We start from the raw sequence: 25,492 nt of genomic DNA, 5'->3' as shown, positions 1-25,492 counted from the left end.
GGGATACTGCCGGATAATGCAGGAAATGGACAGCAGGGAAGTTATGTTTAGGAGGATACGGGGACATGGCCCAGGGAAAATCACAGGACCGGCGGATGGTCAGGAACAGGCGGGTGATGATTTATACCTTCCTGATAATCCTGACCCTGTTTTATATATCGGCACACCGGAAGCTGGAACGGGAGCGGGCGGTGGAGGCGGCGAAGGTGACGGAGGCTGTGGGAGCAGGGACGGTTTCGGCAGCGGATGGGGGAATTGCGGCTGGGTATGGCCTGGGTGTTGGAAAGGGGTATAGGGCAGACGGTGGTCCGGATGGGGGAAGTGCAGATGAACGGATGCATTTAGGCGGGCAGACAGGTGAGGGTACGAAGCATAGCGGTGGAATGGATGGAGATAAAGAACTGTTCATCAACCAGGATGATATGTGGTGCCTGATACTTACTAATGCGGAGTACCCGGTGCCTGAAGATTATGCGGCGGAGTTAAAAGCCATTCCGGGAACCGAGCAGTCTGTGGACGAGCGGATTTATGAACCGCTGATGCAGATGCTGGAAGATATGAAAGCGCAGGGGTTATCACCTGTCGTGTGCTCAGGCTACAGAACATTGGACAAACAGGAAAAACTGTTTAACCGGAAGGTGCAGTCTTATGTGAGAAGCGGTCATACGAAAGAAGAATCATATATTCTTGCAAGGCAGACCATATCCATCCCGGGGTCAGGGGAACATTGCCTGGGCCTGGCGGTTGATTTTTATACTAATAAGTACCATAAGCTTGAGAAGGAATTTGAGAAGACACTGGAAAGCCAATGGCTCATGGAGAATGCCCAGGATTATGGCTTTATCATGAGGTATGGGGAAGATAAGGTGGATATCACAGGGATTGAGTATGAGCCGTGGCATTACCGTTATGTGGGGGTGGAAGCGGCAAGGTATATGAAGGAGCATGGCCTGTCCCTGGAAGAATTTTATATTGAACAGAGTCTTTATGGATAGAGTCTTTATGAATAGAGTCCGTATAGATAGAGTGCACAAAAAACGAATTCGATTTTTGTGCACTTTTTTGGTAAATAAAAGAGGGGGTGCGTACGATAAATATTACAGAGCGGAAGGAATGGATGTTCCGGAAGCTTGGTCCAGTGTCAGACAGGGCCCGTCCGGCATTGGGATATGTTATGAAACAGGGAAAAGGATTTCCCGGAATATTATAATTACATGGAGGTAATTAGTATGAGGATTCAACACAACATTATGGCATTAAACTCCAGCAGACAGCTGGGCGTAAACAATGGTGCCGTATCAAAGTCACTTGAGAAACTGTCATCTGGTTACAGAATTAACCGCGCAGGCGATGATGCAGCAGGTCTGGCAATTTCTGAAAAGATGAGGGCACAGATTAAAGGTCTGACAGCGGCAAGCGACAACTCACAGGATGCTATTTCTTTAGTACAGACAGCTGAAGGCGGACTACAGGAAGTTCATTCCATGCTGAACCGTATGCAGGAACTGGCTACAAAGTCAGCGAATGGTACTTATACGGATGATGTAGATAGAAGGGCTTTGCAGGATGAAGTCAGTGCATTGAAGGATGAGATTAACCGCATTTCTGATGGTACTGATTTTAATGGCATTAAATTACTGGATGGTTCCATGGGAGCTGGATCGTCAGGTAAGGTATTAGATGTAACTGGTACTACTAATGTTGCTGGTGAGATAGCTGGTAATACTAAATTCACTTTATCAGCACCTGAGGGTTATACTGTCGATGTTACTGCAGCAGCAAAGGGAACCGCTAATAGTGCGACTTGGGTTGGCAATAAGCTGACAATCACATTAAATGGCGACAAGAGTAAGACGTATACGCAACAGGATATTGATAATCTTATTAAAAATGCTAGTGGTTCGCCAAAAGATTCTGGGGTTAAAGTTGAATTAACTATAGATAAGAGCTTTCAATTTGGTGATGATGGTGCTAAGGCAGATGGATCAGCTGCAGTAACTCTTACATCAGAAGCTGCAAAACAGGCATCTGCAGTGGACAATGCAAAGGGAATAAAGGTAACTGCAAATAAGGCGGGTGTCAATGGTAAGAAGTTATCGTTTAAAAATGCTGCTGGTAAGGTTGGTGGTAGTGTAGATGCTGCTACAGGCAACTTTGAAATGAATTTAGTTGCAGGCGAGACTTATACAGCAAATGATATTAACAAAATGTTATCAGAAGCCGGTATAGAGCTTACGGTTGACTTTGATGGAACACAGACGGGAGCCAGTTTAGTTGCCGCTCAAGGCGGTACTGGTGCTGCCGCTGGTGAATTTGTTTTAGGTGGTGGTACTGGTCTTGCGGATGGTGGTGGATTGCAGCTTCAAATCGGTGATACCAACGATTCCTATAACCAGCTAGAACTGGGGATTGCAGACATGCATGTAAGCGCTTTGGGTCTTGCTAATGTCGATATCAGCACCAGAGAAGGCGCGGCAGATGCTATCAGCAAAATTAAGGATGCTATTAACCAGGTATCCACTAGCCGTGGTAAACTGGGCGCTATTCAGAACCGTCTTGAGCACACTATTAACAACTTGGGTGTTACCACCGAGAACATCACAGCAGCCGAGTCCCGTATCCGTGACGTTGATATGGCAAAAGAGATGATGGAGTTCACAAAGAACAGTGTTCTGATGCAGTCTGCTCAGGCTATGCTGGCTCAGGCTAATCAGCAGCCACAGTCCATTTTGCAGTTATTACAGTAAGATAATTTTAAGTTTATATAATATTATTCTTTTGAATATTAAGGTGCTGTCTTCGGACCATTTATCATTGGTCTGGAGGCAGTGCCTTTTTGACTGCAGAGGATTTGTTTTGCTTCGTTCTTTTAAATATAGATTTCCTATTAGATTTTTATTATAATTATATATATTAAATACGGTCCTATAACCAGATAGTGCCACACAATCGGATGTCAGCAATTGGGAAGGGGAAAGAAATATCGAGATAAAAAAGGCAACAGGGGCAGTTGCTGTCATTTTTCTCCGGTCACTTCTGCAAACACCGGAAACAAAGAACTATGAAGATAATATGGCGTGCTGCTATGAGGGCTGGTTGGCCAGGTTTTTTGGAACAGGTAGCTGGATATCACCAGGGGAAACATAAATGGATATTTTTAGTATAAAGATACCAATCAACCGGATGCAAACCGTCCATACAGATATATGAAATGGAATCTGGATTAGACGGATGTATACGGCTGTCCCACTGCCTTTATATTTAATGATTTTTGAAGCCATTTGGGCAGAAGCTGTCTGCAGTTATATGACAGACCGGGTAGAAACATGTTATAATGAGCTTTTTCGAACCGTATCCCCAGCCATATGTGGAAGAGGACAGAGCAATGTACTGCAATTTTTATTTATTATTTTCTGGCCTTGAATGTCCAGTTACATGTGTCGTGTTTGATGAAAGGAATTAATATGAAAAGATATATTCGATTATGTCAGTCCCAATTGGGTGAGATACAAAAACGTAGTTGACAAATATCCGGTCATACTTACCATGAATGGCTATGTCCGCTATGGTGAACTTATCATGAAGGAATGGGGAAACAATGGGGGGGGGTGGATTTTTCGCTTCTTGACAAAAATATATTTTGATGGAAAATACATGACAGGATATATGACGTAATCCGGGTCTGATGCAGGTTAGAGCGAAAATGAAAGGGAGGTAAAAATGTATTTACTCAAAATGCAACGTATGAAGATGGGGATAATCCAGTTCGAGGTGAAAGGTGAGGAGATACGTGTTTTTTCCGATAAGGAAAAAGCAGAGGAATGGCTGATGCATAATGGATTCATACATGGATAGCGCAGTTATTTCCAATATCCGGAAAATGATAAAGAATGGTTCCATCAGAAAGAGAAAATGCAAGACAGGATTGATGTGGTTTTGGAGGAAGTCGAAGTAGATGACTTCAGCAGCCAAGGACTTCTGATGGGATTTTTGTCAGAGAACAGGGCGGCAGGATGGGAAAAGGAGAATTCCTTAATATAAATGTATCCATGACATGGATATGCCCATACTGTATAGCAAAGACACCTCAATCGCCCCACCACTCCCCCCTCAAACCCCATGTAAGGGTTTGAGGGGGTTATCTTTATCCTTTTTTCATTATTTCTACTAATATTAAAATCTGTAAAAGGAGGGGATGCAAGAAGATGTTACATTAGCCACAAAATCAAAGTCTAGTCCGACCGTCCACTGACAACGGATATATTGATTTAAAGTTTTGCGGTTATAACCTTAAAAACTATTGATATTTTGATGAAAATGCGGTATCCTATTATAGATGGGAGGTGTCTTTTTTGATTAATAGACCAATTTACGTAGATAAGATAATGACATATGCGGATACACCATTTGTAAAAATCCTTACTGGAATCCGCCGCTGTGGGAAATCAACTATTTTGAAAATGCTGATAAATAAAATGAAAGAACAGGGTATCCATGAGGAGCAAATATTGCATTATAGCTTTGATTCTTTGGAATATGAGGATATAAAGACAGCGAAAGCGTTGTTTGCACACTTCAAGCAGCATTTATTTTTAAAGGGTAAGACCTACCTTTTTCTGGATGAGATTCAGGAAGTAAAATCATGGGAGAAAGTTGTAAACTCCCTTATGGCTGACTATGATGTAGACATTTATGTAACCGGCTCAAACTCCAGGATGATGTCTTCTGAAATATCTACTTACTTGACTGGCCGTTATATCGCATTTCGCATTTACCCTTTATCCTTTTCCGAGTATATGACCTTCCGAAAGGAATATACGGAGATTCTTGACTCTTACACAGAACTTGCAAATTATCTGCGGCTTGGGGGGTTCCCGGCAGTTCATCTGCAAAAATATACGCCGGACGAGGTCTATACCATCGTCAGGGATATTTACAATTCTACAATATTTACTGATATTGTAAGGCGTAATCAAATCCGCAAGGTGGATCAGCTGGAGCGTATTGTGAAGTTCGCATTTGACAATGTTGGACGGACCTTCTCCGCTGCTTCCGTTTCAAAATATCTGAAAAGCGAAAATCGGGCCATTGATAACGAAACGGTTTATAACTACCTCAGCAAGCTGGAAAGCGCCTATATCCTACACCGCTGTTCCCGCTTCGATGTACAGGGCAAGGAAATTTTGAAAACACAGGAAAAATTCTATCTGGCTGATCCGGCGCTGCGTTACAGCGTGCTGGGATATTCAGCGAACAGTGTAGCGGCCATGCTGGAAAATATCATTTATCTTGAATTGCTGCGCCGAGGATATGATGTATACGTTGGAAAATTAGAAAACGCTGAAATAGATTTCATTGCCATTAAGCAGGAAAACAAGCTGTACATTCAAGTGACTCAGGAGATTGGTTCCCCTGAAACCGAAAAACGCGAATATGGCAGGCTGCTTGATATTCGGGATAACTATCCTAAGTATGTGTTGCGTACAGATGCATTTGCGGGCGGCAATTATGAGGGAATCAAAACCATGCACGTTGCTGATTTCCTGCTAAGCGATGAATATTAAAAAGAGAATGATGTGTTAGTGAAGACAGAAAGAAACTATCAATTTGAACGGCTAATGCCAACTGACAATATTGATTTAGATGTATATGAGGATGCTATACATTACGAATTTGAAAACCATGATGTAAAAATATTGCAATTCCTGATATAGGGCGCTGCTGCGTGGCTGTCATCAGCCCGCGGCAGCGCTCCGGCTTTGTATCCATACGGCTGCATAGAAAACAGCATTAACCGCAAATCCAGTGTAAATAGGCCATTAAAGGAAGAAAAACCCAATTGTCTCAACCAGCATTTCCTGATATAATAAAAACCAGAATATAACAAATGAGGAACAAAGGAGTTCCTGGGGGAGTACATTATGGCGGTAACCATTGCGTTGTCTAACCAGAAGGGCGGTGTGGGAAAGACCACGTCAGCCTATGTGATTGCAACGGCGTTAAAGGAAATGGGCTACAGGGTCCTTGCGGTGGATATGGATCCGCAGGGAAACCTGAGTTTTTCATTGGGGGCGGATACGGAGAGCGCCACCATCTATGATGTTCTGAAGGGGGAGCTAAAGCCCAGATATGCGGTTCAGAAGTCCACATTGGTAGATGTTATTCCATCCAACATCCTTCTCAGCAGTATTGAACTGGAGTTTACAGGGGTCAGGAGGGAGTTCCTTCTTAAGGAGGCCCTGGATTCACTGAAGGGGATTTATGATTACATACTCATTGATTCGCCGCCTGCCCTTGGCATCCTGACCGTGAATGCATTTACTGCAGCTGACTATGTGCTGGTGCCCATGCTCTCGGATATTTTCAGCCTGCAGGGGATTACCCAGCTGGAGGAAACCATACGCCGTGTCAGGAATTACTGTAATCCTGATATTCAGATCCTGGGGGTGTTCCTTACCAAGCACAATCTCAGGACCAGGTTCAGCAAAGAGGTGGAGGGAACGCTCAGGATGGTGGCAGAGGATTTGCAGATGCCTGTTCTGGAAACATTCATCCGTGAGAGCGTAGCGCTCAGGGAGGCCCAGTCCCTGCAGTGTTCCGTGCTGGAGTATGCGCCTGACTGCAATGCGGTGCGGGATTATGGGAGCCTGATTCAGGAGTTGATGCAAAGGGGGCTTAAGGCAAATGGCTAAGACCAGGACAGAGATTGATAAAGAAATGATGTACCGCAAAATCATGCCGTCTGCCGCAAAAAAGGATACGCTGGGTAATGCAGGGGATATGCATGCAGATGGTGCCGTTCAGGCGGCATCCGCCGGAATGGCACGGGAAGCAGAAGGCGCTGCGTCAGGTATGTCCGGCGCACCGGGCTTTGGATCCCTGACACCGCCCACAGCGGCATCCATGGCAAAAGCCTTAAAGCGCAATCCGGTTACCCTGCCATTTAAGGAAGAGAACAACATGGTGCTGGTGAATCTGATGGAGGAACTGGTCATATCGCGGCTGGATTCCACCCTGGACAGGTTTAACTGCTGTAAATGCGACAAGTGTAAAAAGGATATTGCGGCCCTGGCCCTGAACCGTTTGAAACCGCGCTATGTGGTGATGAAGGAAGGGGACCAGGAAAAACGCAGTAAGGCAGAACTGGAGAACGGTTCGGAGGTCACAGGGGCCCTTGTGCAGGCCATTCTGGTGGTGAAGAAGGAACCATGGCATTAAGCGCCAGCATGCACGATGGGATTGGAAGGTCATAAGCCGTCAGGGCAGTGCCGGGAATGGTATCATTTCAGGCTATGCCCCGGCGGCTTTTTATTTGAAAAATATAAAAAATAACATTTAACCTGTAAAGTTTTCAACTTGGCGTTCGATAACTATTATAGGGTTAATAGAATCAGGACATAAGTATTGCCATACAAAGAGCACCTAAGGAAAGGAAGCCGGGCTATGGATATGAAGATTACGAGAAATTACGCAGCGTACCAGAACGCTGTGAGCAGTGCAAAACATACGGAGAAAAGTGCTCCCGTGTCTCCCCAGGCAGCAGGGAAGGCCAGAGGGGATGCTATCTGCATCAGCAGTGAAGGGGCCAAGAAAAGCGATGCTTCCGCATTTGCATCGGCATTGACCAGGTCCATGGAAGAAGAGGCCCCGGCAGAGCGGATAGCTGCCCTTAAGCAGCAGGTACAGGACGGCACATACCAGGTTTCGGCTAAACAGATTGCAAGGCGCCTGATGAGCGGTCTGTAGGAGGGGGAAGCAATTGGAAGAAATCATTGATTTTTTATTGGAATATACAGAGGCCCTGGAGGCCATGGAGCAGAAGCAGGTAGAAAAGCTGGGACTTCTGATGACCAGGGAGCTGGATAAGGTGGAGCAGACCATCATGATGCAGCAGGCCATGGATAAGAAGCTTGAGAACCTGGAACACAGACGCCAGGAACTGTTTACTGCCCACGGACTGGATGGCAGGACGTTAAAACAGATAGCTGATGAGGCAAAGGACAGTGAGCGGAAGGAACTGCTGGAGCTGTACCGGAGGATTGACGGATCCATCGGCAATATCCAGTATTATAACAAGAAGGCAGAGGTGCTTGCGAAGTCTGAACTGGAACGCATGGGCATTGATTCCAGGATGGTGGGCAATCCCACAGGAATCTATGGACGCCCGACCGTACAAAAGGGGAGCAAGCTGGAGAAAAAGGCCTGATATCAGGCTGATACAGGGAGAGTGGCAGATTGAGACCGACATTCATGGGGCTGGAGACAGCTAAGAGGGGTATCATGGTAAACCAGAAAGCCATTGATATCGTGGGAAATAATATAAGCAATGTTAATACAAAGGGATATACCAGACAGCGTCTGGATTCAGTAAGCGTCAATGTCTATGGGAGCAGCCAGTTCAATTACAGTTCCATACCCCTGGCAGGACAGGGCGTGGATGCAAAGGGAGTAGCCCAGATACGCAATCCATACCTGGACGCCAAGTTCAGGGAACAGTACAGCGATGTTGGGTATTTTGACCAGAAGGCAGCCATCCTGGACCAGATTGAGGGAATCATCAGTGACCCGGAGGTGGAAGGCACCGGCATTAAGTCGGCTCTTACCGCATTGTCCCAGTCCCTGGCGGATTTCAGCCAGAATCCGTATCAGGAGACCAACGCCAATATTGTCATGCATGCGTTTAAGGCCGTGACCCAGGTCCTGAATGAATATGATGCCAATTTGCAGACACTGATGGAGCAGACCAAGAACGATTTTTCCATTGCGGTGCAGGACATCAATACCAAGCTGAACCAGCTGTCGGAACTGAATAAGTCCATTGCCCATGAGATATTTGCAAACAGCGATTATGACGGGGTGAATTATGGGCCGAATGACCTGCTGGACCAGCGCAATACCATATTGGATGACTTATCCAGATATGGTTCTGTCCAGGTTACGAACCTGGATGGAGGCGGGGTACAGGTTAAGTTTAACGGCAAGGTCGTAGTGGATGTGTCAGGGGCTTCCTATACCAATGACCAGCTTATGATAGGCAGCGACGGCACCAGCCTTACTTGGAACAGCAACGGCAAGACTGCTAATTTGGGCAGCGGGGCAATCAAGGGCTTTACCGACATGCTTACGGGCAATGATTCCATCATGTCTGGCATACCGTATTACCAGAACCAGCTGGATAATTTTGCAAAGACGCTTGCGGATGTGTTCAACAATAAGGTTCATGCAGATGACCCAGATTTTCCGGATAAGTATAAGGAACTTCTAAGCGGGGATGGGAACGGGAATATCACGGCCGGGAACATTTCCATCAGTGATAAGTGGGCGGAGGACTCCTCTTATATTATCAGGGATAAGAATCCGGACGGAGATCTGGATAACACGGATATCCTGGATATGAAGGCGGCCCTGGAGCAGGATTTTAATTTTGGCGGCGGGTTCTCAGGTACATTCAGTGAGTTTATCACCAAGACCACCAATACACTGGGAAGTGAAATTAAGACCAACAGCGCCAGGATGCAGGCTTCCCTGTCCATTGCGGAAAGCGTGGAGTCGGAGCGCATGGGCGTTTCCGGGGTTTCCCTCAATGAAGAGGGAATCAATATGATGACATATAACAAAGCGTATCAGGCCCTGGGGCGTCTCATGACAACCATGGATGAGCAGCTGGATATGATTATCAATAAAATGGGTATGGTAGGACGTTAAGGAGGGGCATATGAGAATCACGGAAAGTATGATGACAACTTCATATAATAAAAATCTTCAGAGGAATATTTCCAATCTGGCTTCCTCCAATCTGAAGCTGGCATCCCAGCGGCAGTACAACCACGTATCCGAGGACCCGGCAACCGCTTCCAAGGCATTTGCAATCCGTGACCAGATTGCAAGGACCGAAGAACATATCAATGTGGTGAAGAATGCCACGGGGGAACTGGAGACAGCGGATTCCAATATACTGACGCTTAATTCCATCCTTGAGAATATTTATGAGAAGGCCACCAAAGCAGGAGGGGCCAGCAGCCAGGATTCCATGGATGCCATTGCGGAGGAACTGAGCGGCCAGATGGAGGAGCTTCTGCAGACCATGAACGCCAGGTACGGGGACAAATTCCTGTTCTCCGGATCTGCCAACGGCACGGCGCCATTTACCCTGGATGCCGATGGGAACCTCCTGTTTAACGGGAAGTCCGTGGATGCATATGATAAGAATGACCCGGATACTTATTTCAGTGAAAATAAGCCGGTTTATCTGGACATTGGTTTTGGTACGTATGCAACAGGCACCAATACGGCTAAGACGGGAATCAAGATATCCACCTCCGGCGTGGATGTGCTGGGATGCGGGAAGGACGAGAATGGGATGCCCAATAACCTGTACAGCCTCATAGGGCAGGTAAGGGACCAGCTAAAGGCCGGGGACAAGGAAGGCGCCATGGATTCACTGTCCCAGTTAAAGAAGAAGCAGAGCAATATTTCCATTGCCACATCTGAGATAGGGACCAGGGAGAAAATGCTGGAGCGCACCCAGGACCGGTTGGAAACAAGCCTTGTGAACCTGCAGAAAAGCCAGAAGGACCTGGAAGCGGTTAAGGTGGAGACAGAGGCCGTGAACAATAAATCCGCGGAAACAGCCTGGATGATTACCCTTCAGCTGGGATCCAGCATCATACCGCCGTCCATATTTGACTTTATGAAATAAGTTGAAAAGAGGTGTCTGAGGATGAATGTGTTAAAAATTACAACCACTCCCATTAAGCTGTCCATGACCTCCCAGAGGGCCAGGCTTGAGAGCAGGATACCTGACCCGGAAGTGGGTATCATACAGAATCCTGGCAAACTGAATATGAAGTCGGAGAATATCAAAGTGGACATTGATACATCCCGTTCCAGGGATAGCATGGGATTCCGCACAGCCAGGGGAATCATGAGGGACGGGGCGCAGGCAGGTATTAAGGCGGCATCGGACGCCACGGCCCAATATTCCAGGATTGGCAACCAGATGATGCAGATACAGGACGGGGTCACGGTTGCGGATATCATGAAGAACCAGATGATGGCCCAGACCAATATCACCACCGGGATTGCATTCATACCTTCGGTTGGGCCTGACATTTCCTGGCAGCCGCCGGATTTATCCATTGACTATACACCGGCCCAGGTGGAATTCAGACCACAGGTACAGGAACCACCGGCCACCTATGTGCCGGGAGAACTGAGGGTGGATGTGGAGCAGTATCCGAAAGTGGATATTGAATATATGGGCGAACCCATGTATGTGCCGCCCAGCGCCAATCCGGCCCATGAGGCGGCTGCGGAATAGGGATTTGATGGAGGGATACTTTTGAAGATTGAGACACGGGATTTCGGAATCCTTGATATTGAAGAGAAGAACATCATAACATTTAAGCAGCCCGTTTTCGGCTTTGAGGAATATACCCAGTTCGTACTTGTAAATGATTCCAACATGGGCAGCGGAATCTGCTGGCTCCAGTCCATTGAGCAGAAAAATGTCTGCTTTATCATGCTGAACCCTCTGGAGGTAAAGCGTGATTACGCCCCGGTGGTGATGCAGGATGTGCTAATCCTTCTGCAGGCAGTACCTGAGGATGACCTGGACTGCTGGGTGCTCATGGTCATCGGGGAAACCTTCCGTGATTCCACCGTGAACCTTAAAAGCCCTGTCATCATCAACCACAAGACAAATCTGGCCGTCCAGGTGATTCTGGATCAGGATTATCCCATACGGCAGGCTATATTCGGCCAGGGAGAGAGGGATGGCCTATGCTGATATTATCCAGAAAAAAGGGTGAATCCATTAAAATCGGAGATTATATCGAGATATTCGTGGCTGAAATCAAAGGCGACAAGGTGCGCCTTGGCATATCGGCCCCGGACGACATGAAGATATGCCGCACGGAACTGTACCTTACTGTGGAGAATAACAAGGAGGCGTCCGATAAGGTGGACCTTCTGAAGGTATTCCAGCTTTCCAGGAACTTAAAGGCTCTTGCGCAGGACAGCGCCCAGGAGGAGAAGGAGGGCAGGGATGGAGATACTTGACCGGATGAGGATGCTGCTCAGGGAAAAGGCCATCCTGCTGGGACAATATGAGCAGGAAACCATGAGACTGGACACGGATGACCCGGAGGCAGTGGATGAAATCGTGGCCGCCGTGGAGGCAAGGCAGGCCGTCATAGATAAGATAGATGGGCTTGATGAACAGATGGAAGGCCTGAGGGACGGCTCGGCTTATGGGAAACGCTGTTACAACATAGGTAAGAACCGCTGTGATTACAGCAGCCTGAATGAAGGGGAACAGGGACTGTTCCGGGACGGCCAGGCTGTTTTTACCATGATAACGAGAATACAGGAGCTGGAAGCCGGGGTGCCGGGGAAGATGGCGGCGATTCAGGCACAGCTTCAGGAAAAGATAAAGAAGAACAATGTAAGCGGTAAATTTACCGGGTACTTAAAGCAGATGAATCAGGGGAGCAAAGGCGTGCTCTACGATAAAAGAAGATAGGGGGATGGGCGATGGCATCAGCATCATCAATTAATACAGTCAGCGCAGCCGGCAATAAAAACTATATATCGGGCCTTGCTTCCGGCATGGATACAGACAGCATCGTAGAAAGCCTGCTGATGGGCACACAGACTAAGATTGATAAACAGACGGGATTAAAGCAGCAGCTGGAGTGGAAGCAGGAAACTTACAGGGATCTGATTGGGAAGATTAATACCTTTGGCGATAAGTATTTTTCTTATTATGGTTCAGGGCAGACCAACCTGATGAGTCCAACCACCTTTAAGACCATGACAGGACTTAGCAGTAACAGCGCCATTAAGATCAGTTCGGTTTCTTCGAATGCGGTCAGTTCCATGAAGGTGGATGCTGTTAAACAGCTGGCTACGGCCTGTACGGTGAAGACGGCGGGGACGGTGACTGGGGCGCCGGTGGGTAAGAACGCGGATTTCTCAGGATTTGAATCCAGCATAGGGGAGACAAAGTCCTTTACCGTAACGCTGGATGGCGTTAGCAGAACCATTGACTTTGTGGTGGAAGGTACAAAGGGGGCGGACGATACCACTCCCGGAACCGTGGATGTGGTTAAAACCGTTGATAATATCAATGAGGCATTGTACCGTAATTTTGGAACGTCAGTTGGTATGGAGTTTAAGGCGGATCCAACAGAAAGTATGAAAGGCACCATGGAACTGGTCCAGCTGAATAGTAATGGTGATGTGGCGGGTATCCCTGTAAACTCATCCAGAAGGGTTATTATTGAGACAACCGGAAGCAGCGATTCATCGAATACAATTGCTAGCCTGGGCTTTAGCGGCGGGTTTTCCAACAAGCTTGATTATGGCACATCTTTAAAGAATATGAATTTTGCCACGCCGTTGCAGGGTGACAGATATGAATTTGAGATTAATGGTGTGACCATTAAGGGGCTGACTGGCGATTCCACACTGAGTGATGTGATTAGTGCCATTAACGGCAGCAATGCTGGGGTCAGGGTATCTTACTCGTCTGCATCTGACAAATTCATAATGGAATCATCTTCAACGGGACAGATATCCAATATAAAGATGTCACAGAAATACGGCAATCTGCTGACCACAATGTTTGGTGTGGAGTCCACAGGGTTTCAGTCATCCCTTTTTTCTGAAGATATTACCAGCGATGCATTTACTGATATGGATTCCCTTTTGGCAGATTTGAACAGTGGAAAGGACCAGTCCCTGGTATTTCAGGTGGACGGTAAGGATGTTACGATTAAGTTAGATGGTAAGACCGGCAGTGAATCATATAAGGATGAGAAGAGCGTGATTGACGCCATTAATTCCAAACTGAACAGGGACTATGGGTATGGTAAGATTGTATTCTCTCTTAAAAAAGATGATTCGAATCCGGATAAAAAACGGGCAGTTCTGTCATCTTCCGAATATAAGGTTGGGTTTTCTGCGGAGAACCTGGATGGTGGGATTGCAAAGAAACTAGGGTTCAATAATCCGGTGGACAATGTACTTGTTAAAACCGCTACATGGGGAAGCGCAGGTATGTCCGGGAGTATAAGTGTTAATGGGACAGAGATTTATATTACTGAAAATACAACATTAGAGGACGTGGCCCGGAGTCTGAAGAACGCCATAGGCGGCGCGGAAGTGACATACGAGGACGGCAGATTTAATATATCAGGACTTACCGGCAATGTAAAAATTGAAGGCACACCAGGAGATGATGACAAGAATCCTGTTGAAAAGATGTTTGGTAAGAAGATTGTAGAAACCATACCGAATACCTTGGTTGCGAACCAGGTGACAGGCACGGATATTTTCAAAGGAAATCTTAATATAACCTGGGTCGGAGCTGACGGTGCAACTGAATCGTCTACACTCGATGCCAGCGCAACCGACTTTGACGCCTTGGCAGATAAAATCAGGAATGAAACCCAAGGAACCGTAGACTTCTCGGGGGGAAAGCTTCAGCTAAATGGTGTTGATTTCACCATAGAGGGAGCGGATGCGGATGGGAAAGCCCTGCTGAATAAACTGTTTGGCGGAGATAGGGTTTCCTCCCAAATGACCGCCTCCGTCACCTCCGGCCAAAACGCCATCCTGACCGTCGACGGCACCGACATCGAGCGCAACACCAACACCTTTGAACTGGATGGAATTACCATGGAAATTACTTCCACTTATGATGCTTCCAACGGTCCAATCAGCTTGACTACATCCCGTGATACTGATAAAATAGTAGATAGTTTGAAGAGTTTTGTAGAAGATTACAACAACCTCATCGAAGAGCTGAACAAGCAGCTGACAGAGACTGCCAACTACAAGAAGTACGCCCCTCTCACGGATGCCCAGAAGAAAGAGATGAGTGACAAGGAGATTGAGCTTTGGGAGGAGAAATCCAAGCAGGGACTCCTTCACAATGATTCGAATATCTCCAGCTTCCTGGGGGACATGAGGATGGTCCTCTACAGCAGTGTGGAGGGAGCGGGACTGTCGCTTTATGATATCGGTATCGAGACATCGGATAACTGGCGGGATAACGGGAAACTGGTCATTGACGAGGATGCCCTCAGGTCTGCGGTGGCCACCAATCCGGACGCCATTGCGACCCTGTTCACGGACAGGGACCAGGGACTGGGTGTTAAGATGCAGAATGCCATCAAGGCGGCGGCGAATGTGAGCAGCGGAAGCCCGGGCAGCATGGTACGGTATGCGGGTACCAAGGATGTGCTTACCACGAGCAATACCCTCTATGAGGAGATGAAGCACATTACGGAGACGCTTTCCAACTTAAACACCAAGTATCAGTTGGAGAAGACAAGGTACTGGAAACAGTTTACCGCCATGGAACAGGCGATTTCCAATATGAACAGCCAGAGTTCATGGCTTACCCAGCAGTTCTCATCATGATGAAGGAGTAATCAATATGCAGAATCCATATGCAAAGTATAAACAGCAGTCCGTTATGACCATGACCCAGGGAGATATGATCAACCTGTTATATGACGAGATCATCAACCGTCTGAACAAGGGGCTTCTGGGACTGGAGGTAAGGGACTTTGAAGCCAGCAATACCCATTTTAAGAAGGCCCAGGCCATTATCAGCCATCTGGAGTCCACACTGGACGGCCAGTATCCGGTGTCACAGAACCTGTCCTCTCTTTATGAGTATTTTAATTATCAGATTGTTCAGGCCAATATCAAGAAGAATCCTGACCCGGTGAGGGAGGTCCTTCCCATGATAATGGAACTGAAGGAAGCATTTGCCCAGGCGGATAAACAGGTGCGCATGAGCCATACGGGATGAGATAAGGGGGACGGAATATGCCGTTATTTGACGACAGGGCGTTAGGCGCCCTGGAACGGGGAATGGACGCCATGTGGCTGAAGCAGCAGGTTTCAAGCCATAACATAGCTAATGTGGAGACGCCTGGATTCAAGGCCAAGAAGGTGGAATTTAAGGACGTGCTGCGTGAGACGGAGCAGGGCGTGGAGCGGATTGCTAAGCCGGTGGTGGAGGAAGACGCAGCCACCCAGGCCAGGCCGGACGGCAACAATGTCCAGGTGGAAAAGGAAGAACTGGAACTGTGGAAGGCGTACAGCCAGTATTCCGCGCTGACCATGCGGATGTCAGGTAAGCTGACCACGCTGCGGTACGTGATTAATAATACAGGTAAGTAAAGGAGCAGGCTATGGGGTATTTGGATTCACTTAATATAACAGGTTCCGCCCTGACGGCGGAGCGGTTCCGCACGGACATCATCATGCAGAACCTGGCTAACCAGAACACCACCAGGACGGCTGACGGCGGGCCTTACAGAAGGAAGCAGGTGGTGTTCCGCGAGAACTCACTGAATTTTAAAAGTGAACTTGGCAAGGCCATGACCAAGGCGGAGAATGGCGGCGTGTATGTGGAGGAAGTGGTGGAGAGCCAGAATCCCCTGGTTCCTGTCTATGACCCGGACCATCCGGATGCAGATGAAGACGGCTATGTGATGATGCCGAATGTGAACAGTGCGGAGGAGATGGTGGACCTGATGGCTGCCAGCCGCGCCTATGAGGCCAATGTCACGGCCCTCAATATTGCAAAAAGCATGGCTTTAAAGGCCCTGGAGATTGGTAAATAAATGAAAAGGCAGAAGGATGAAGAAGGAGGCCAGGAGTGGTTAAATACCTACGCGGATATGATAACCCTTGTCCTGACCTTTTTCGTATTATTATACAGTATATCAAATGTGAATATCAGCAAACTGGAGGAGATTGCCTCGGCCATGCAGAGGCAGCTGGGCATTGAGGCGCAGACGGATATTGAAGATGTGCCCCAGGATTTAAAGTATCCCGTCATAGGGGAGAATAACGAGGAATCCACCCAGGTACCCACCGGTTCCCAGAATACCCAGGCGTCAGCCAGGGAGATGGCCCTGATGGCCAGGGACATACAGACCTACTTTGACTCCGAGAACCTGGATGCCATTGTGTCCAACAGCGAGAACGCGGTGTTTATCCGCTTTAAGAATGACCTTTTATTCGACCCTGACAGCGCAAGCTTAAGGGCGGACAGCAAATCCATGCTGGATGCGGTAGGAATCATGTTAAAGGAAAAGCAGGACAATATCCTTGCGGTTTACATTAACGGACACACGGCCCAGGCAGCCAACTCCCTGATTAATGACAGGCTGCTGTCCTCGGAGCGGGCGGACAATGTGGCCATTTACCTGGAAGACCAGGTGGGGTTCGACCCTAAGAAACTCATATGCCGCGGTTACGGCAAGTATTATCCCATTGCGGATAATGCCACCAGGGAGGGACGTGAACAGAACCGCCGGGTGGACATGATTATCCTTGGAAATGGATACAGACCGCCGGATACCATCGACGCAATGGAGACAATGGACCCCCTGTTCCCGGTGACCATGCCGGGAGATAAGGCCATGATACAGGAAGGAACAGGCAGTGATTAAGAGTTACGATTTCAAATCACCTAAGAAATTTACAAAAGAGCGCATGAGCACGGTGGAAAATCTGTATGACAGTTTTGCCCGTGCCCTGGCGCCGTATCTAACAGGCCTTCTCCAGTCCTACTGTGAAATCAGCATCAACGGGATTGTGGAGAAGCGTTACCAGGAATTCAGCAATTCGGTGCCGGACCATTCCCTGTTTGGGATGATTACGCTAAGCCCGGCCAATAAGGATTACAATGAAGCGCCTCTGACCATGGAAGTGGATACCAGGCTGGCGTTTTTTATGATTGAACGCCTTCTGGGAGGCGTTGGCTCGGAGTATGAACTGACCAGGGATTTCACGGATATTGAAAAGGCAATCCTGCAGTACGTCCTGGGCAAGATTACCGAGTTCCTCGGGGAGGCGTGGGGGCAGTACCTGGATGTGCAGGCGTCCCTGACAGGATTGCAGACCAATCCCCATCTCCTGCAGATGAGCGCCCAGGAGGACGTGGTCATACAGGTGGAGCTGGAGGTGGTCATCGACAAACTGTCTGCCCGGCTTAACATGGTGATGCCTGCGCCTAATGTGGAGGAGCTTACATCGAAGTTCGGCTATTCCTTTGCGGCCAGCCAGAAGAAGCAGGACGAGGAGAAGCAGAAGTCCAAACGGCACTATATTGAACAGCATCTTTTGGAGTCCGAGGTGGAACTGAGGGCCATACTCCATGAGTTTACCCTGGATGCCCAGGATATACTCCAGCTTACGCCAGGGGATGTGATACCTTTAAACAAGAAGGTGGACAGCGGTATTTCCATATATGTGGAAGATGTGGCCTGCTTTGAGGCAAAGGCGGGGCATACCAGGCTGCGCAAGGCAGTGGAAATCAGCAATGAGCTGTAGCCGGGAGGAATGAGTATGTTAAACATGGATAAGGAAGCCATAAAGGAACTGCTGGAGATGGAAGCGGTTCCTGTGTGCAATATATTAGGTTCCCTTCTTGGCAGGAACGTTAAGATGACCGTGTCGGGGGTGGAGGAGACAGACACGGATGGGCTGGCAGAGTGCCTGCCTCATTTTAATGTGGTCGTTGAAGGGCGCAGGACGGCCAATGGGCTGACAGCGGACCAGCTGCTGGTTTTCTCCAAGGAAGACATGGTGCGGCTGACCAATTATATCATGGGGGTTCCCATTGACACGGACAGTCCCCTGGACGAGATTGCGCTCAGCACCCTTAAGGAGGTTGCATCCCAGTGTATGACGGCTGCCGTGGCTGAACTCAATGATTTCCTGGGACGTGACATGGGGGAATTCATTACCAGGATATCCGCCTATGACAACACGGAGCGTGTCCAGGACCTGACCAGGGTGTGGGGGATGGGAAGTCCGTTCGTGATAGTCCGCCTGCACTATACCATCGATGGGGTGGTGGATTCGGATGCCTATATCCTTGCGTCCCAGACAATGAGACAGGTGCTGGGTATCCCGGTCATGGAGGAAATGCCCATGCCCGCAATCCAGGAGCATATGGGGAAGCCGAAGGAAGCCGTATCGGTCCAGGAGGTGGCGTTTCCCGAATTTAAGTACACGCCCCTTCAGTATGACAGGGAGCAGATTGGCGATGATAAGAAGAAGCTGCTGGACATTACCCTGGATGTATCGGTCCGGATTGGAAGCACCGTGTGCAGCGTGAAGGATGTGCTTTCCTTTAAGGAAGGACAGGTCCTGGTGCTGGATAAGCAGGCGGGTTCCCCGGCCGACGTGGTGGCCAACGGAGAGCTGATCGGCAGGGGCGATGTGCTGGTGAGCGGGGACCATTTTGGCGCCCGTATCATAGAAATCATGGGCAAGAGGGAATGATATGGCATTTTTGAAAATACTGTTTTACCTGATTGTCCTTATATTGGTCCTGTTCCTGGCCTATCATACCACCAGGATCCTGGGGCGGGGCATGAGCTTAAAGCAAAGGTCGGCGGGCATGCAGGTGCTGGACCAGATGGCTGTTGGCCGGGACAGTTTCCTCCTTGTGGTTAAGGTGCAGGAGGAAATCCTGCTGTTAGGGGTTTCCCCGGCCGGGATTACCCGGCTGGAAAAACTGGATACATATGAAACACTGGAGCCGGCGGAGGCACCGCCGGATTTTGTTGCTGTTCTCACGTCCCAGCTAAAGGCGCGTAAGAACAGGGATGACGAAGGAAAAAGAGGCGGGAGAGAGAAGCAATGAGTGGAAGCAGCATAAGACTGGGAAGGAATATGGGCAAAATCCTGGCCGGGGCCGTATTCGCCCTGACATGGGCAGGCAGTGCAATGACGGCCTATGCAACGGATGTATCCGTGACCCTTCAGGGTTCATCAGGCGCCGGAAAGCCCATGGACATGCTGGATATCATGTTCCTTTTCCTGTTTCTGGCCGTGGTCCCCTCCCTGATTATCATGATGACCAGCTTTACCAGGATTGTGATTGTGCTGTCCTTCCTGAGAAATGCCTTAGGCACCCAGCAGTCCCCGCCCAACCAGATACTGGTAGGGCTTGCGCTTTTTCTGACCCTGTTCATCATGGCCCCGGTATTTACCTCTGTTAACGTACAGGCGTACCAGCCGTATAAGTCAGGGACCATTACCAGGGAAGAAGCATTTGACCGGGCCCAGGAGCCTATGAAGGAATTCATGCTGAAACAGACTGAGAAGAAAAGCCTGGATCTGTTCCTGTCCATATCGAAGACAGATCCGCCGGATACGTCCAAAGGGCCGGAGGGCTATATGGAACTGGGGCTTACCACCATTGTGCCTTCCTTTATCCTGAGTGAGCTTAACAAGGCATTTACCATGGGGTTCCTTATATTCATCCCGTTCCTCATCATAGACCTGGTGGTATCCAGTACCCTTATGTCCATGGGAATGGTCATGCTGCCGCCTACGATGATTGCGCTGCCATTTAAGATCATGATGTTCGTGCTGGTGGACGGATGGAGTCTGGTCATCAAGACGCTGGTACAGAGCTTTCGGTAAGGAGGGATAAGGTTGAACGCGGAACAGGTTATGGAAATTATGAAGGAAGCCATGCTGGTGGCATTTGAGCTGGCAGGCCCGCTCCTGATTGTCAGTATTGCGGTAGGGCTTCTGGTGGCCATCTTCCAGGCCGCCACACAGATTCATGAGCAGACCCTTACATTCGTGCCCAAGCTTCTGGTCATTGCGCTGGTGCTTCTGGCTCTGGGGTCATGGATGAGCAAGGTCATGAATGAATTTGTGGTGGAACTGTTTGCAATCATGGCAGCCCTTTAATGCCGGGGGTGCGTGATGGACAGCAGCGTATTGGAATATTTTGACATTTTCCTTCTTGTGTTTGCAAGGATGGGCGGAATGATTTTCATCAATCCCGTGTTTGCCAGGAAGGGTGTGCCGCTTATGGTACGGACCGGCCTGGCGCTGGCGCTGAGCCTCCTCATTGCGCCTGCGGCCAGGGCCGGGGGGCAGGCAGTGGTTTTATACTCCACCTTTGATATGGCCGAGGCACTGGTCAGGGAATTAATCCTGGGTCTGGGGATTGGGTGCGTGTTCCAGCTGTTTTTTTATATGCTGTATGTGGCCGGGGACCTTTTGGATACGGCGTTCGGCCTGGCCATGGGCAAGGTCATGGACCCCATGAACGGGGTACAGACGGCAATCCTGGGGCAGTTTGTGAATATATTCTTTTTCCTGTACTTTTTTGCCACTGGCTGCCATCTGCTGACGGTCCGGCTGTTCGCCTACACATATGAGGTGATACCGGTAGGGGCCGGGGTGTTCTTTGGAAGGAACGTGCTGTGGTATATCATCACCATGTCCGCAACCGTGTTCCTGATGGTGATTAAGCTGGCATTGCCGTTTGTGGCGGCTGAGTTTGTGCTGGAGATGACCATGGGTGTGCTGATGAAACTGATTCCGCAGATTCATGTCTTTGTTATTAACATACAGTGTAAGATCCTTCTGGGAATCCTTCTTATGATCCTGTTTGCCTATCCCATGGGCGCGTTCATGGACGGGTATGCGGATGCCATGATGAAGGAGGCCCAGAATATAATCATGATGCTGGGGCGTGCCTGAATATCCAATTCTGTCCCGGAGCAATGCCAGGGAGTGTTTAGAAATTCCTATCCGTCATCTGTCCTGAGGAATCCGCCAGAGATACCCCATTAGGGCAAAGCATGCCCTGAGGAAATGCTTTCATACGGGAAGGGGGTGCTGCTTTGCGCGGCATCCCTTTTGTAAAGTATGATTGAACCTGCCAAAGACAAAATCATGGAAGGGAGGTGGTGAACCGTGCCGGCAGATGAAAAGACCGAGAAAGCAACACCAAAACGGCGTCAGGATGAGCGGAAGAAGGGCAATGTGTTCCAGAGCAACGACGTGGCCGCTGTCTGTTCCATGCTGGTCCTGTTCCACTCCCTGAAGGCCCTTGCTCCCCATATGTACCGGAATTTCCGGGACGCCATGTACATGTTCATGGGGATGGCCGCTGATTCTGACAGCTTCCATCAGGAGGCGGGCAGGGAAATGCTGGTGAAGGCCATGCTGCTGTTCCTGGAGTCAGCCCTTCCCCTTCTGTTCATCGGGGTCCTCACGGCTGTGGCGGTCACCTTTTTCCAGACCAGGATGGCATTTTCCATGGATGTCCTGAAGTTCAAGATGGAGCGTATCAGCCCACTTAAGGGCTTTAAGAGGATGTTTTCCATCCGCTCCGTGGTGGAGCTGATTAAGGCGCTTATCAAGATTACCATCCTTGGCTGGGTGGTCTATGTGTTCCTGAAGGGAAGGATGGAGGAACTGTCCAGGCTGATGGAGGGAACGGTGGAGGGCGCCCTTATCTTTACCGGCAATACCGTCATATCCCTGGTGGACACGGTTGGGGTGGCGTTCATTTTCCTGGCTTCCATGGATTACCTGTACCAGTGGTGGGAGTATGAGAAGAACCTGCGCATGAGCAAGCAGGAGATAAAGGAAGAGTACAAGCAGACCGAAGGCGACCCCCAGATTAAAGGAAAGATCAGGGAAAAGCAGCGTCAGATGGCTTCCATGCGCATGATGCAGAACGTGCCCAAGGCGGATGTGATTGTCCGTAACCCCACCCATTACGCGGTGGCCCTGGGCTATGACGCGGACAGGAACCGGGCGCCGGTGGTGCTGGCCAAGGGCGCGGACCATCTGGCGCTGAAGATTGTGGAAGTGGGGGAGGCAAACGGCGTCTATATCCTGGAGGACAGACCCCTTGCAAGGGGGCTGTATGCAAGCGTGGAGGTGGATATGGAGATACCGGAGGAGTACTACCAGACAGTTGCCAAAATCCTTGCATTTGTGTATAAGCTCAACGATAAAAAGCTTTGATTGTTGATAACATGGGATAAAAAGGGGAATACAGTGGATAACAGCATGATTGTTTTTGAGAAGGTGACAAAGATATACGGAAAGGGAGAAAAAGCCCTGGACCAGGTCAGCTTCCAGGTGGATAAGGGAGAATTCGTGTTCCTGACGGGCAACAGCGGGGCAGGCAAGACCACGATGCTGGAGCTTATCTTAAAGGATACGGAGCCGTCTGAGGGAAACATAAGGGTCAATGGGATTGACCTGAGCTGTCTGCGGGAACGTCAGGTATACCGTTACCGCCGCTATATCGGGATGGTGTTCCAGGATTTCAGGCTGTTCCCTGACTTTACGGTTTATGAAAATGTTGCCTTTGCCCAGAGGGTGGTTGAGGCTGATAAAAAGGTGATGAAGCGCCGGGTCATGGAGGTGTTAAGCCAGGTGGGGCTGGAAGGGAAGGCACGCTGTTACCCATCCCATCTCTCGGGCGGGGAGCGGCAGAGGACAGCCCTTGCCAGGGCGGTGGTGAACCAGCCCGTACTGCTGCTGGCGGATGAACCCACGGGCAACCTGGACCAGAAGAACGCGGAGGAAATCATGCGGCTGCTGGAAAAGGTGAACCGTCAGGGGACCACGGTGCTGGCCGTGACCCACAACCAGGAACTGGTGAAATATATGCACAAGCGCCAGATTGTGCTGCGCTACGGCAAGGTGGCCCGGGACCTTGCAAGGGAGGGACTGGCATATGCGCGTTAGGACATTGCTGTACCTGTGCAGGCTGGGGATGAAAAACCTCTGGCATAACAGGGTGTATTCGGCGGCTTCGGTGATTACCATGTCGGCCTGCATTTTCCTGTTCGGGATCTTTTATCTTGCGGTGGCCAATGTGGACGCACTGGTCCAAAAGACAGAGAGGGACGTGTACGTATCCGTGTTCTTTGACGAGGACGTGCTGCCTGAACGTGTGGATGAGGTGGGGAAGCTGATTCAGGACAGGCCGGAGGTGCTGCGGACGGTATATGTGTCGGCAGAGGAGGCCTGGAGCGGATTTAAGGAAGATTATTATGGGAACGGGGAGGTCCTGGACGGTATATTTGAGGATGATAATCCCCTGGCGGCCAGCGGCAGTTACCAGGTGTATATAGACGGGGCGGACCGGCAGGAGGATTTCGTGGATTATGTGTCCGGGCTTTCCGGCGTCAGGAAGGTGACCCATTCCGCGGATACCATAAGGGCCCTGCAGCAGATTAAGTCCACCTCGTCCCGGCTCATTGCCGGAAGCGCGGCGGTGCTGGTGGTGATATCCGTGTTGCTCATCCATAACACCCTGGCTGTTGGGATTGAGGCCCAGAAAGAGAAAACCAGGGTGATGCGGCTCATGGGCGCCAGGGAAGGATTTGTTAAGATCCCCTTCCTGGCAGAGGGAATCGTGATGGCGGTGGCAGGCGTCTGCATCCCCCTGGTCCTGCTGCTGGCATGCTACCGGTGGGGGACGGGGCTGGCAATCCCTGGACTGGGTATATATTCAGGACAGGTGGGACTGCTCAGTGAGGCAGCCGTGTTTCCGGGACTTGTAAGGGCGTCGGTGTTCCTTGGACTTGTTACCGGGGTCCTGGGAGGGGCGTCGGTGATGGGAAAGCTGAACCGGAAATAAGGGTGGGTTACCAAGGCCGGTGCAATAAAAGTGGATCAGGGAAAAAGGAGCGCGTGCGCTCCTTTTTCTATTATGGCCGGACTGCTTTTAATCAAACAGAGGGCCGGGCATCATGACAGACCTATAGTGCCGGTGGAGCAGGTCAATAAAATGCTGCTCCGCAGTAGTTAGATATGTACCCTTCCTAAAGGATATGGCAATTCCGAAATGTTCCCGCGGCTCAACCGGGAAATATACCACACCCCGGTCGGGAAGGCACAGGTTCCTGGGGACAAAGGTCAGGGCAATCCCTTCCTGGGCAATGGCATGGGTCATGTCAATCTTACTGCATTCGAACAATATATGAGGGGTGAATCCGGCTTTTTCAAAGCAGATATTAGCAATGTCCCGTATAAGGCTGCTGTTGTTCATGAGCACGAACCGTTCAGAACTGTAAAGGGACAGGTCGGCCGGTTCAGTCTGTATATAGTTGCCGGAAGTCCGTTCCCTGCACTTGGATTCAGGAACAGCCAGCAGGACTTCGCTTTTATGGAAGATTGTGTGCTCTAATCCGGCCTCCCCGCGGTGGAAGCCGCTCCAGGCAAAGTCAATCCGGCCGCTGAGAAGGTAGCCGTATAAATCTTTTACATTTCCTTCTATCAGGTCAAGGTCATATTTGGGAAAGGCTTTGTAAAACTCGGGAAACACCACTGAAAATAAAGCCTGCCCGTATCCGGGGGTAATTCCCAGGCTTAATGTTCCGCGGGCGCAATCCACCATATCCTCCAGGTTTTTCCTGCACTCTTTGGAAATCTGGAGGATTTTGCTGGCATGTTCCAGGAAAACAGTTCCAGCGGCAGTTGGAATCATGGTATTGCTGATTCTCTTAAACAGGGGAAGCCCTATTTCCTGTTCCAGGTTCAGAAGGCTGTAATTAAGGGCGGAACGCGAAATGAATAACTTTTCTGCGGCCTTTGTAATGTTCTGGGCTTCTGCAATGGCAGTTATATAGTGAAGCTGTTTAAAATCCATAGGAAACCTCCTGATGTGAAAAAAATT

29 protein-coding genes are annotated in these 25,492 nt (G+C 49.4%); 28 read left to right on the top strand and 1 reads right to left on the bottom strand.

Annotation, left to right across the window (positions count from 1 at the left end; genetic code table 11):
* Nucleotides 1-65: 65 nt before the first annotated feature.
* From MCJ35_RS22735 to MCJ35_RS22605, 28 genes are all read left to right on the top strand, one after another.
* Nucleotides 66-995, top strand: a complete 930-nt coding sequence (locus MCJ35_RS22735) for a M15 family metallopeptidase (RefSeq protein WP_025485125.1) — start codon at nucleotides 66-68, stop codon at nucleotides 993-995.
* 234 nt (nucleotides 996-1,229) lie between these two features.
* Nucleotides 1,230-2,747 (top strand): flagellin N-terminal helical domain-containing protein, encoded by a 1,518-nt coding sequence (locus MCJ35_RS22730; protein ID WP_025485127.1) that lies wholly within the window; start codon nucleotides 1,230-1,232, stop codon nucleotides 2,745-2,747.
* A gap of 973 nt (nucleotides 2,748-3,720) precedes the next feature.
* Complete coding sequence (locus MCJ35_RS31690; RefSeq protein ID WP_275891643.1) at nucleotides 3,721-3,855, top strand: hypothetical protein; 135 nt, start codon at nucleotides 3,721-3,723, stop codon at nucleotides 3,853-3,855.
* 497 nt (nucleotides 3,856-4,352) lie between these two features.
* The gene (locus MCJ35_RS22725; protein ID WP_025485128.1) at nucleotides 4,353-5,564 is read left to right on the top strand and encodes an ATP-binding protein; all 1,212 of its coding nucleotides are present in this window, start codon (nucleotides 4,353-4,355) and stop codon (nucleotides 5,562-5,564) included.
* Nucleotides 5,565-5,921: 357 nt separating this feature from the next.
* Nucleotides 5,922-6,692: a ParA family protein gene (locus MCJ35_RS22720; protein ID WP_025485129.1), complete on the top strand. Its 771-nt coding sequence runs from the start codon at nucleotides 5,922-5,924 to the stop codon at nucleotides 6,690-6,692.
* Nucleotides 6,685-7,218 (top strand): late competence development ComFB family protein, encoded by a 534-nt coding sequence (locus tag MCJ35_RS22715; protein ID WP_008720519.1) that lies wholly within the window; start codon nucleotides 6,685-6,687, stop codon nucleotides 7,216-7,218. The genes MCJ35_RS22720 and MCJ35_RS22715 overlap by 8 nt, the downstream gene beginning before the upstream one ends.
* A 225-nt stretch (nucleotides 7,219-7,443) precedes the next feature.
* Nucleotides 7,444-7,746, top strand: coding sequence for a flagellar biosynthesis anti-sigma factor FlgM (locus MCJ35_RS22710; RefSeq protein ID WP_025485130.1), 303 nt, complete (start codon nucleotides 7,444-7,446; stop codon nucleotides 7,744-7,746).
* Nucleotides 7,747-7,759: 13 nt separating this feature from the next.
* Nucleotides 7,760-8,206 carry a flagellar export chaperone FlgN gene (gene flgN, locus MCJ35_RS22705; RefSeq protein WP_008720514.1) on the top strand — a complete coding sequence of 149 codons (447 nt, stop codon included), beginning with the start codon at nucleotides 7,760-7,762 and terminating at the stop codon, nucleotides 8,204-8,206.
* Between the two features lie 29 nt (nucleotides 8,207-8,235).
* Nucleotides 8,236-9,705, top strand: a complete 1,470-nt coding sequence (gene flgK / locus MCJ35_RS22700) for a flagellar hook-associated protein FlgK (protein ID WP_025485131.1) — start codon at nucleotides 8,236-8,238, stop codon at nucleotides 9,703-9,705.
* Nucleotides 9,706-9,715: 10 nt separating this feature from the next.
* Nucleotides 9,716-10,699: a flagellin N-terminal helical domain-containing protein gene (locus MCJ35_RS22695; RefSeq protein ID WP_008720511.1), complete on the top strand. Its 984-nt coding sequence runs from the start codon at nucleotides 9,716-9,718 to the stop codon at nucleotides 10,697-10,699.
* A 21-nt stretch (nucleotides 10,700-10,720) separates the two neighbouring features.
* Nucleotides 10,721-11,320, top strand: a complete 600-nt coding sequence (locus MCJ35_RS22690) for a DUF6470 family protein (RefSeq protein ID WP_008720510.1) — start codon at nucleotides 10,721-10,723, stop codon at nucleotides 11,318-11,320.
* Between the two features lie 21 nt (nucleotides 11,321-11,341).
* Nucleotides 11,342-11,788, top strand: coding sequence for a flagellar assembly protein FliW (gene fliW / locus MCJ35_RS22685; protein ID WP_008720509.1), 447 nt, complete (start codon nucleotides 11,342-11,344; stop codon nucleotides 11,786-11,788).
* The gene (csrA, locus tag MCJ35_RS22680; protein ID WP_025485132.1) at nucleotides 11,782-12,060 is read left to right on the top strand and encodes a carbon storage regulator CsrA; all 279 of its coding nucleotides are present in this window, start codon (nucleotides 11,782-11,784) and stop codon (nucleotides 12,058-12,060) included. Before fliW ends, csrA begins: the two co-directional genes overlap by 7 nt.
* Entirely contained in the window at nucleotides 12,047-12,523 is a 477-nt protein-coding gene (locus tag MCJ35_RS22675; RefSeq protein ID WP_025485133.1) for a hypothetical protein, read from the top strand. Before csrA ends, MCJ35_RS22675 begins: the two co-directional genes overlap by 14 nt.
* 11 nt (nucleotides 12,524-12,534) lie before the next feature.
* Nucleotides 12,535-15,429: a flagellar filament capping protein FliD gene (gene fliD, locus MCJ35_RS22670; RefSeq protein ID WP_025485134.1), complete on the top strand. Its 2,895-nt coding sequence runs from the start codon at nucleotides 12,535-12,537 to the stop codon at nucleotides 15,427-15,429.
* A gap of 16 nt (nucleotides 15,430-15,445) precedes the next feature.
* On the top strand, nucleotides 15,446-15,826 hold the full coding sequence (gene fliS / locus MCJ35_RS22665; protein ID WP_025485135.1) for a flagellar export chaperone FliS: 381 nt from the start codon (nucleotides 15,446-15,448) through the stop codon (nucleotides 15,824-15,826).
* Between the two features lie 17 nt (nucleotides 15,827-15,843).
* Nucleotides 15,844-16,200, top strand: a complete 357-nt coding sequence (locus MCJ35_RS22660; RefSeq protein WP_008720499.1) for a flagellar basal body rod protein FlgB — start codon at nucleotides 15,844-15,846, stop codon at nucleotides 16,198-16,200.
* 11 nt (nucleotides 16,201-16,211) lie between these two features.
* Nucleotides 16,212-16,646 (top strand): flagellar basal body rod protein FlgC, encoded by a 435-nt coding sequence (gene flgC, locus MCJ35_RS22655; protein WP_008720497.1) that lies wholly within the window; start codon nucleotides 16,212-16,214, stop codon nucleotides 16,644-16,646.
* A complete protein-coding gene (locus tag MCJ35_RS22650) occupies nucleotides 16,647-17,480 on the top strand; it encodes an OmpA/MotB family protein (RefSeq protein ID WP_008720495.1) in 834 nt (277 codons plus the stop codon).
* Nucleotides 17,473-18,363 carry a flagellar motor switch protein FliM gene (locus tag MCJ35_RS22645; protein WP_008720494.1) on the top strand — a complete coding sequence of 297 codons (891 nt, stop codon included), beginning with the start codon at nucleotides 17,473-17,475 and terminating at the stop codon, nucleotides 18,361-18,363. Before MCJ35_RS22650 ends, MCJ35_RS22645 begins: the two co-directional genes overlap by 8 nt.
* 15 nt (nucleotides 18,364-18,378) lie before the next feature.
* Nucleotides 18,379-19,320, top strand: a complete 942-nt coding sequence (locus MCJ35_RS22640; protein WP_025485137.1) for a FliM/FliN family flagellar motor switch protein — start codon at nucleotides 18,379-18,381, stop codon at nucleotides 19,318-19,320.
* A gap of 1 nt (nucleotide 19,321) precedes the next feature.
* Nucleotides 19,322-19,684, top strand: coding sequence for a flagellar biosynthetic protein FliO (locus tag MCJ35_RS22635; protein WP_008720492.1), 363 nt, complete (start codon nucleotides 19,322-19,324; stop codon nucleotides 19,682-19,684).
* An 83-nt stretch (nucleotides 19,685-19,767) separates the two neighbouring features.
* On the top strand, nucleotides 19,768-20,469 hold the full coding sequence (gene fliP, locus MCJ35_RS22630; protein WP_371829075.1) for a flagellar type III secretion system pore protein FliP: 702 nt from the start codon (nucleotides 19,768-19,770) through the stop codon (nucleotides 20,467-20,469).
* A 12-nt stretch (nucleotides 20,470-20,481) separates the two neighbouring features.
* Nucleotides 20,482-20,745, top strand: coding sequence for a flagellar biosynthesis protein FliQ (gene fliQ, locus MCJ35_RS22625; RefSeq protein ID WP_008720490.1), 264 nt, complete (start codon nucleotides 20,482-20,484; stop codon nucleotides 20,743-20,745).
* A 15-nt stretch (nucleotides 20,746-20,760) separates the two neighbouring features.
* Nucleotides 20,761-21,546, top strand: coding sequence for a flagellar biosynthetic protein FliR (locus MCJ35_RS22620; RefSeq protein WP_025485141.1), 786 nt, complete (start codon nucleotides 20,761-20,763; stop codon nucleotides 21,544-21,546).
* Nucleotides 21,547-21,762: 216 nt separating this feature from the next.
* On the top strand, nucleotides 21,763-22,824 hold the full coding sequence (gene flhB, locus MCJ35_RS22615; protein WP_008720487.1) for a flagellar biosynthesis protein FlhB: 1,062 nt from the start codon (nucleotides 21,763-21,765) through the stop codon (nucleotides 22,822-22,824).
* 45 nt (nucleotides 22,825-22,869) lie between these two features.
* Nucleotides 22,870-23,556, top strand: a complete 687-nt coding sequence (ftsE, locus tag MCJ35_RS22610; protein WP_051400646.1) for a cell division ATP-binding protein FtsE — start codon at nucleotides 22,870-22,872, stop codon at nucleotides 23,554-23,556.
* Complete coding sequence (locus MCJ35_RS22605; RefSeq protein WP_025485143.1) at nucleotides 23,546-24,454, top strand: cell division protein FtsX; 909 nt, start codon at nucleotides 23,546-23,548, stop codon at nucleotides 24,452-24,454. The genes ftsE and MCJ35_RS22605 overlap by 11 nt, the downstream gene beginning before the upstream one ends.
* A gap of 87 nt (nucleotides 24,455-24,541) precedes the next feature.
* Here the strand turns inward: MCJ35_RS22605 and MCJ35_RS22600 are convergent, their stop codons facing one another.
* A complete protein-coding gene (locus tag MCJ35_RS22600) occupies nucleotides 24,542-25,465 on the bottom strand; it encodes a LysR family transcriptional regulator (protein ID WP_008720481.1) in 924 nt (307 codons plus the stop codon).
* Between the last annotated feature and the right edge of the window lie 27 nt (nucleotides 25,466-25,492).

Origin of the sequence: Enterocloster sp. OA13, assembly GCF_022440595.1 — a bacterium.
In the GTDB taxonomy this organism is placed as follows: Bacteria; Bacillota; Clostridia; order Lachnospirales; family Lachnospiraceae; genus Enterocloster; species Enterocloster hominis.
Note: the sequence above shows the minus strand (reverse complement) of the source record. Positions and strands in the feature narration are given on the sequence as shown.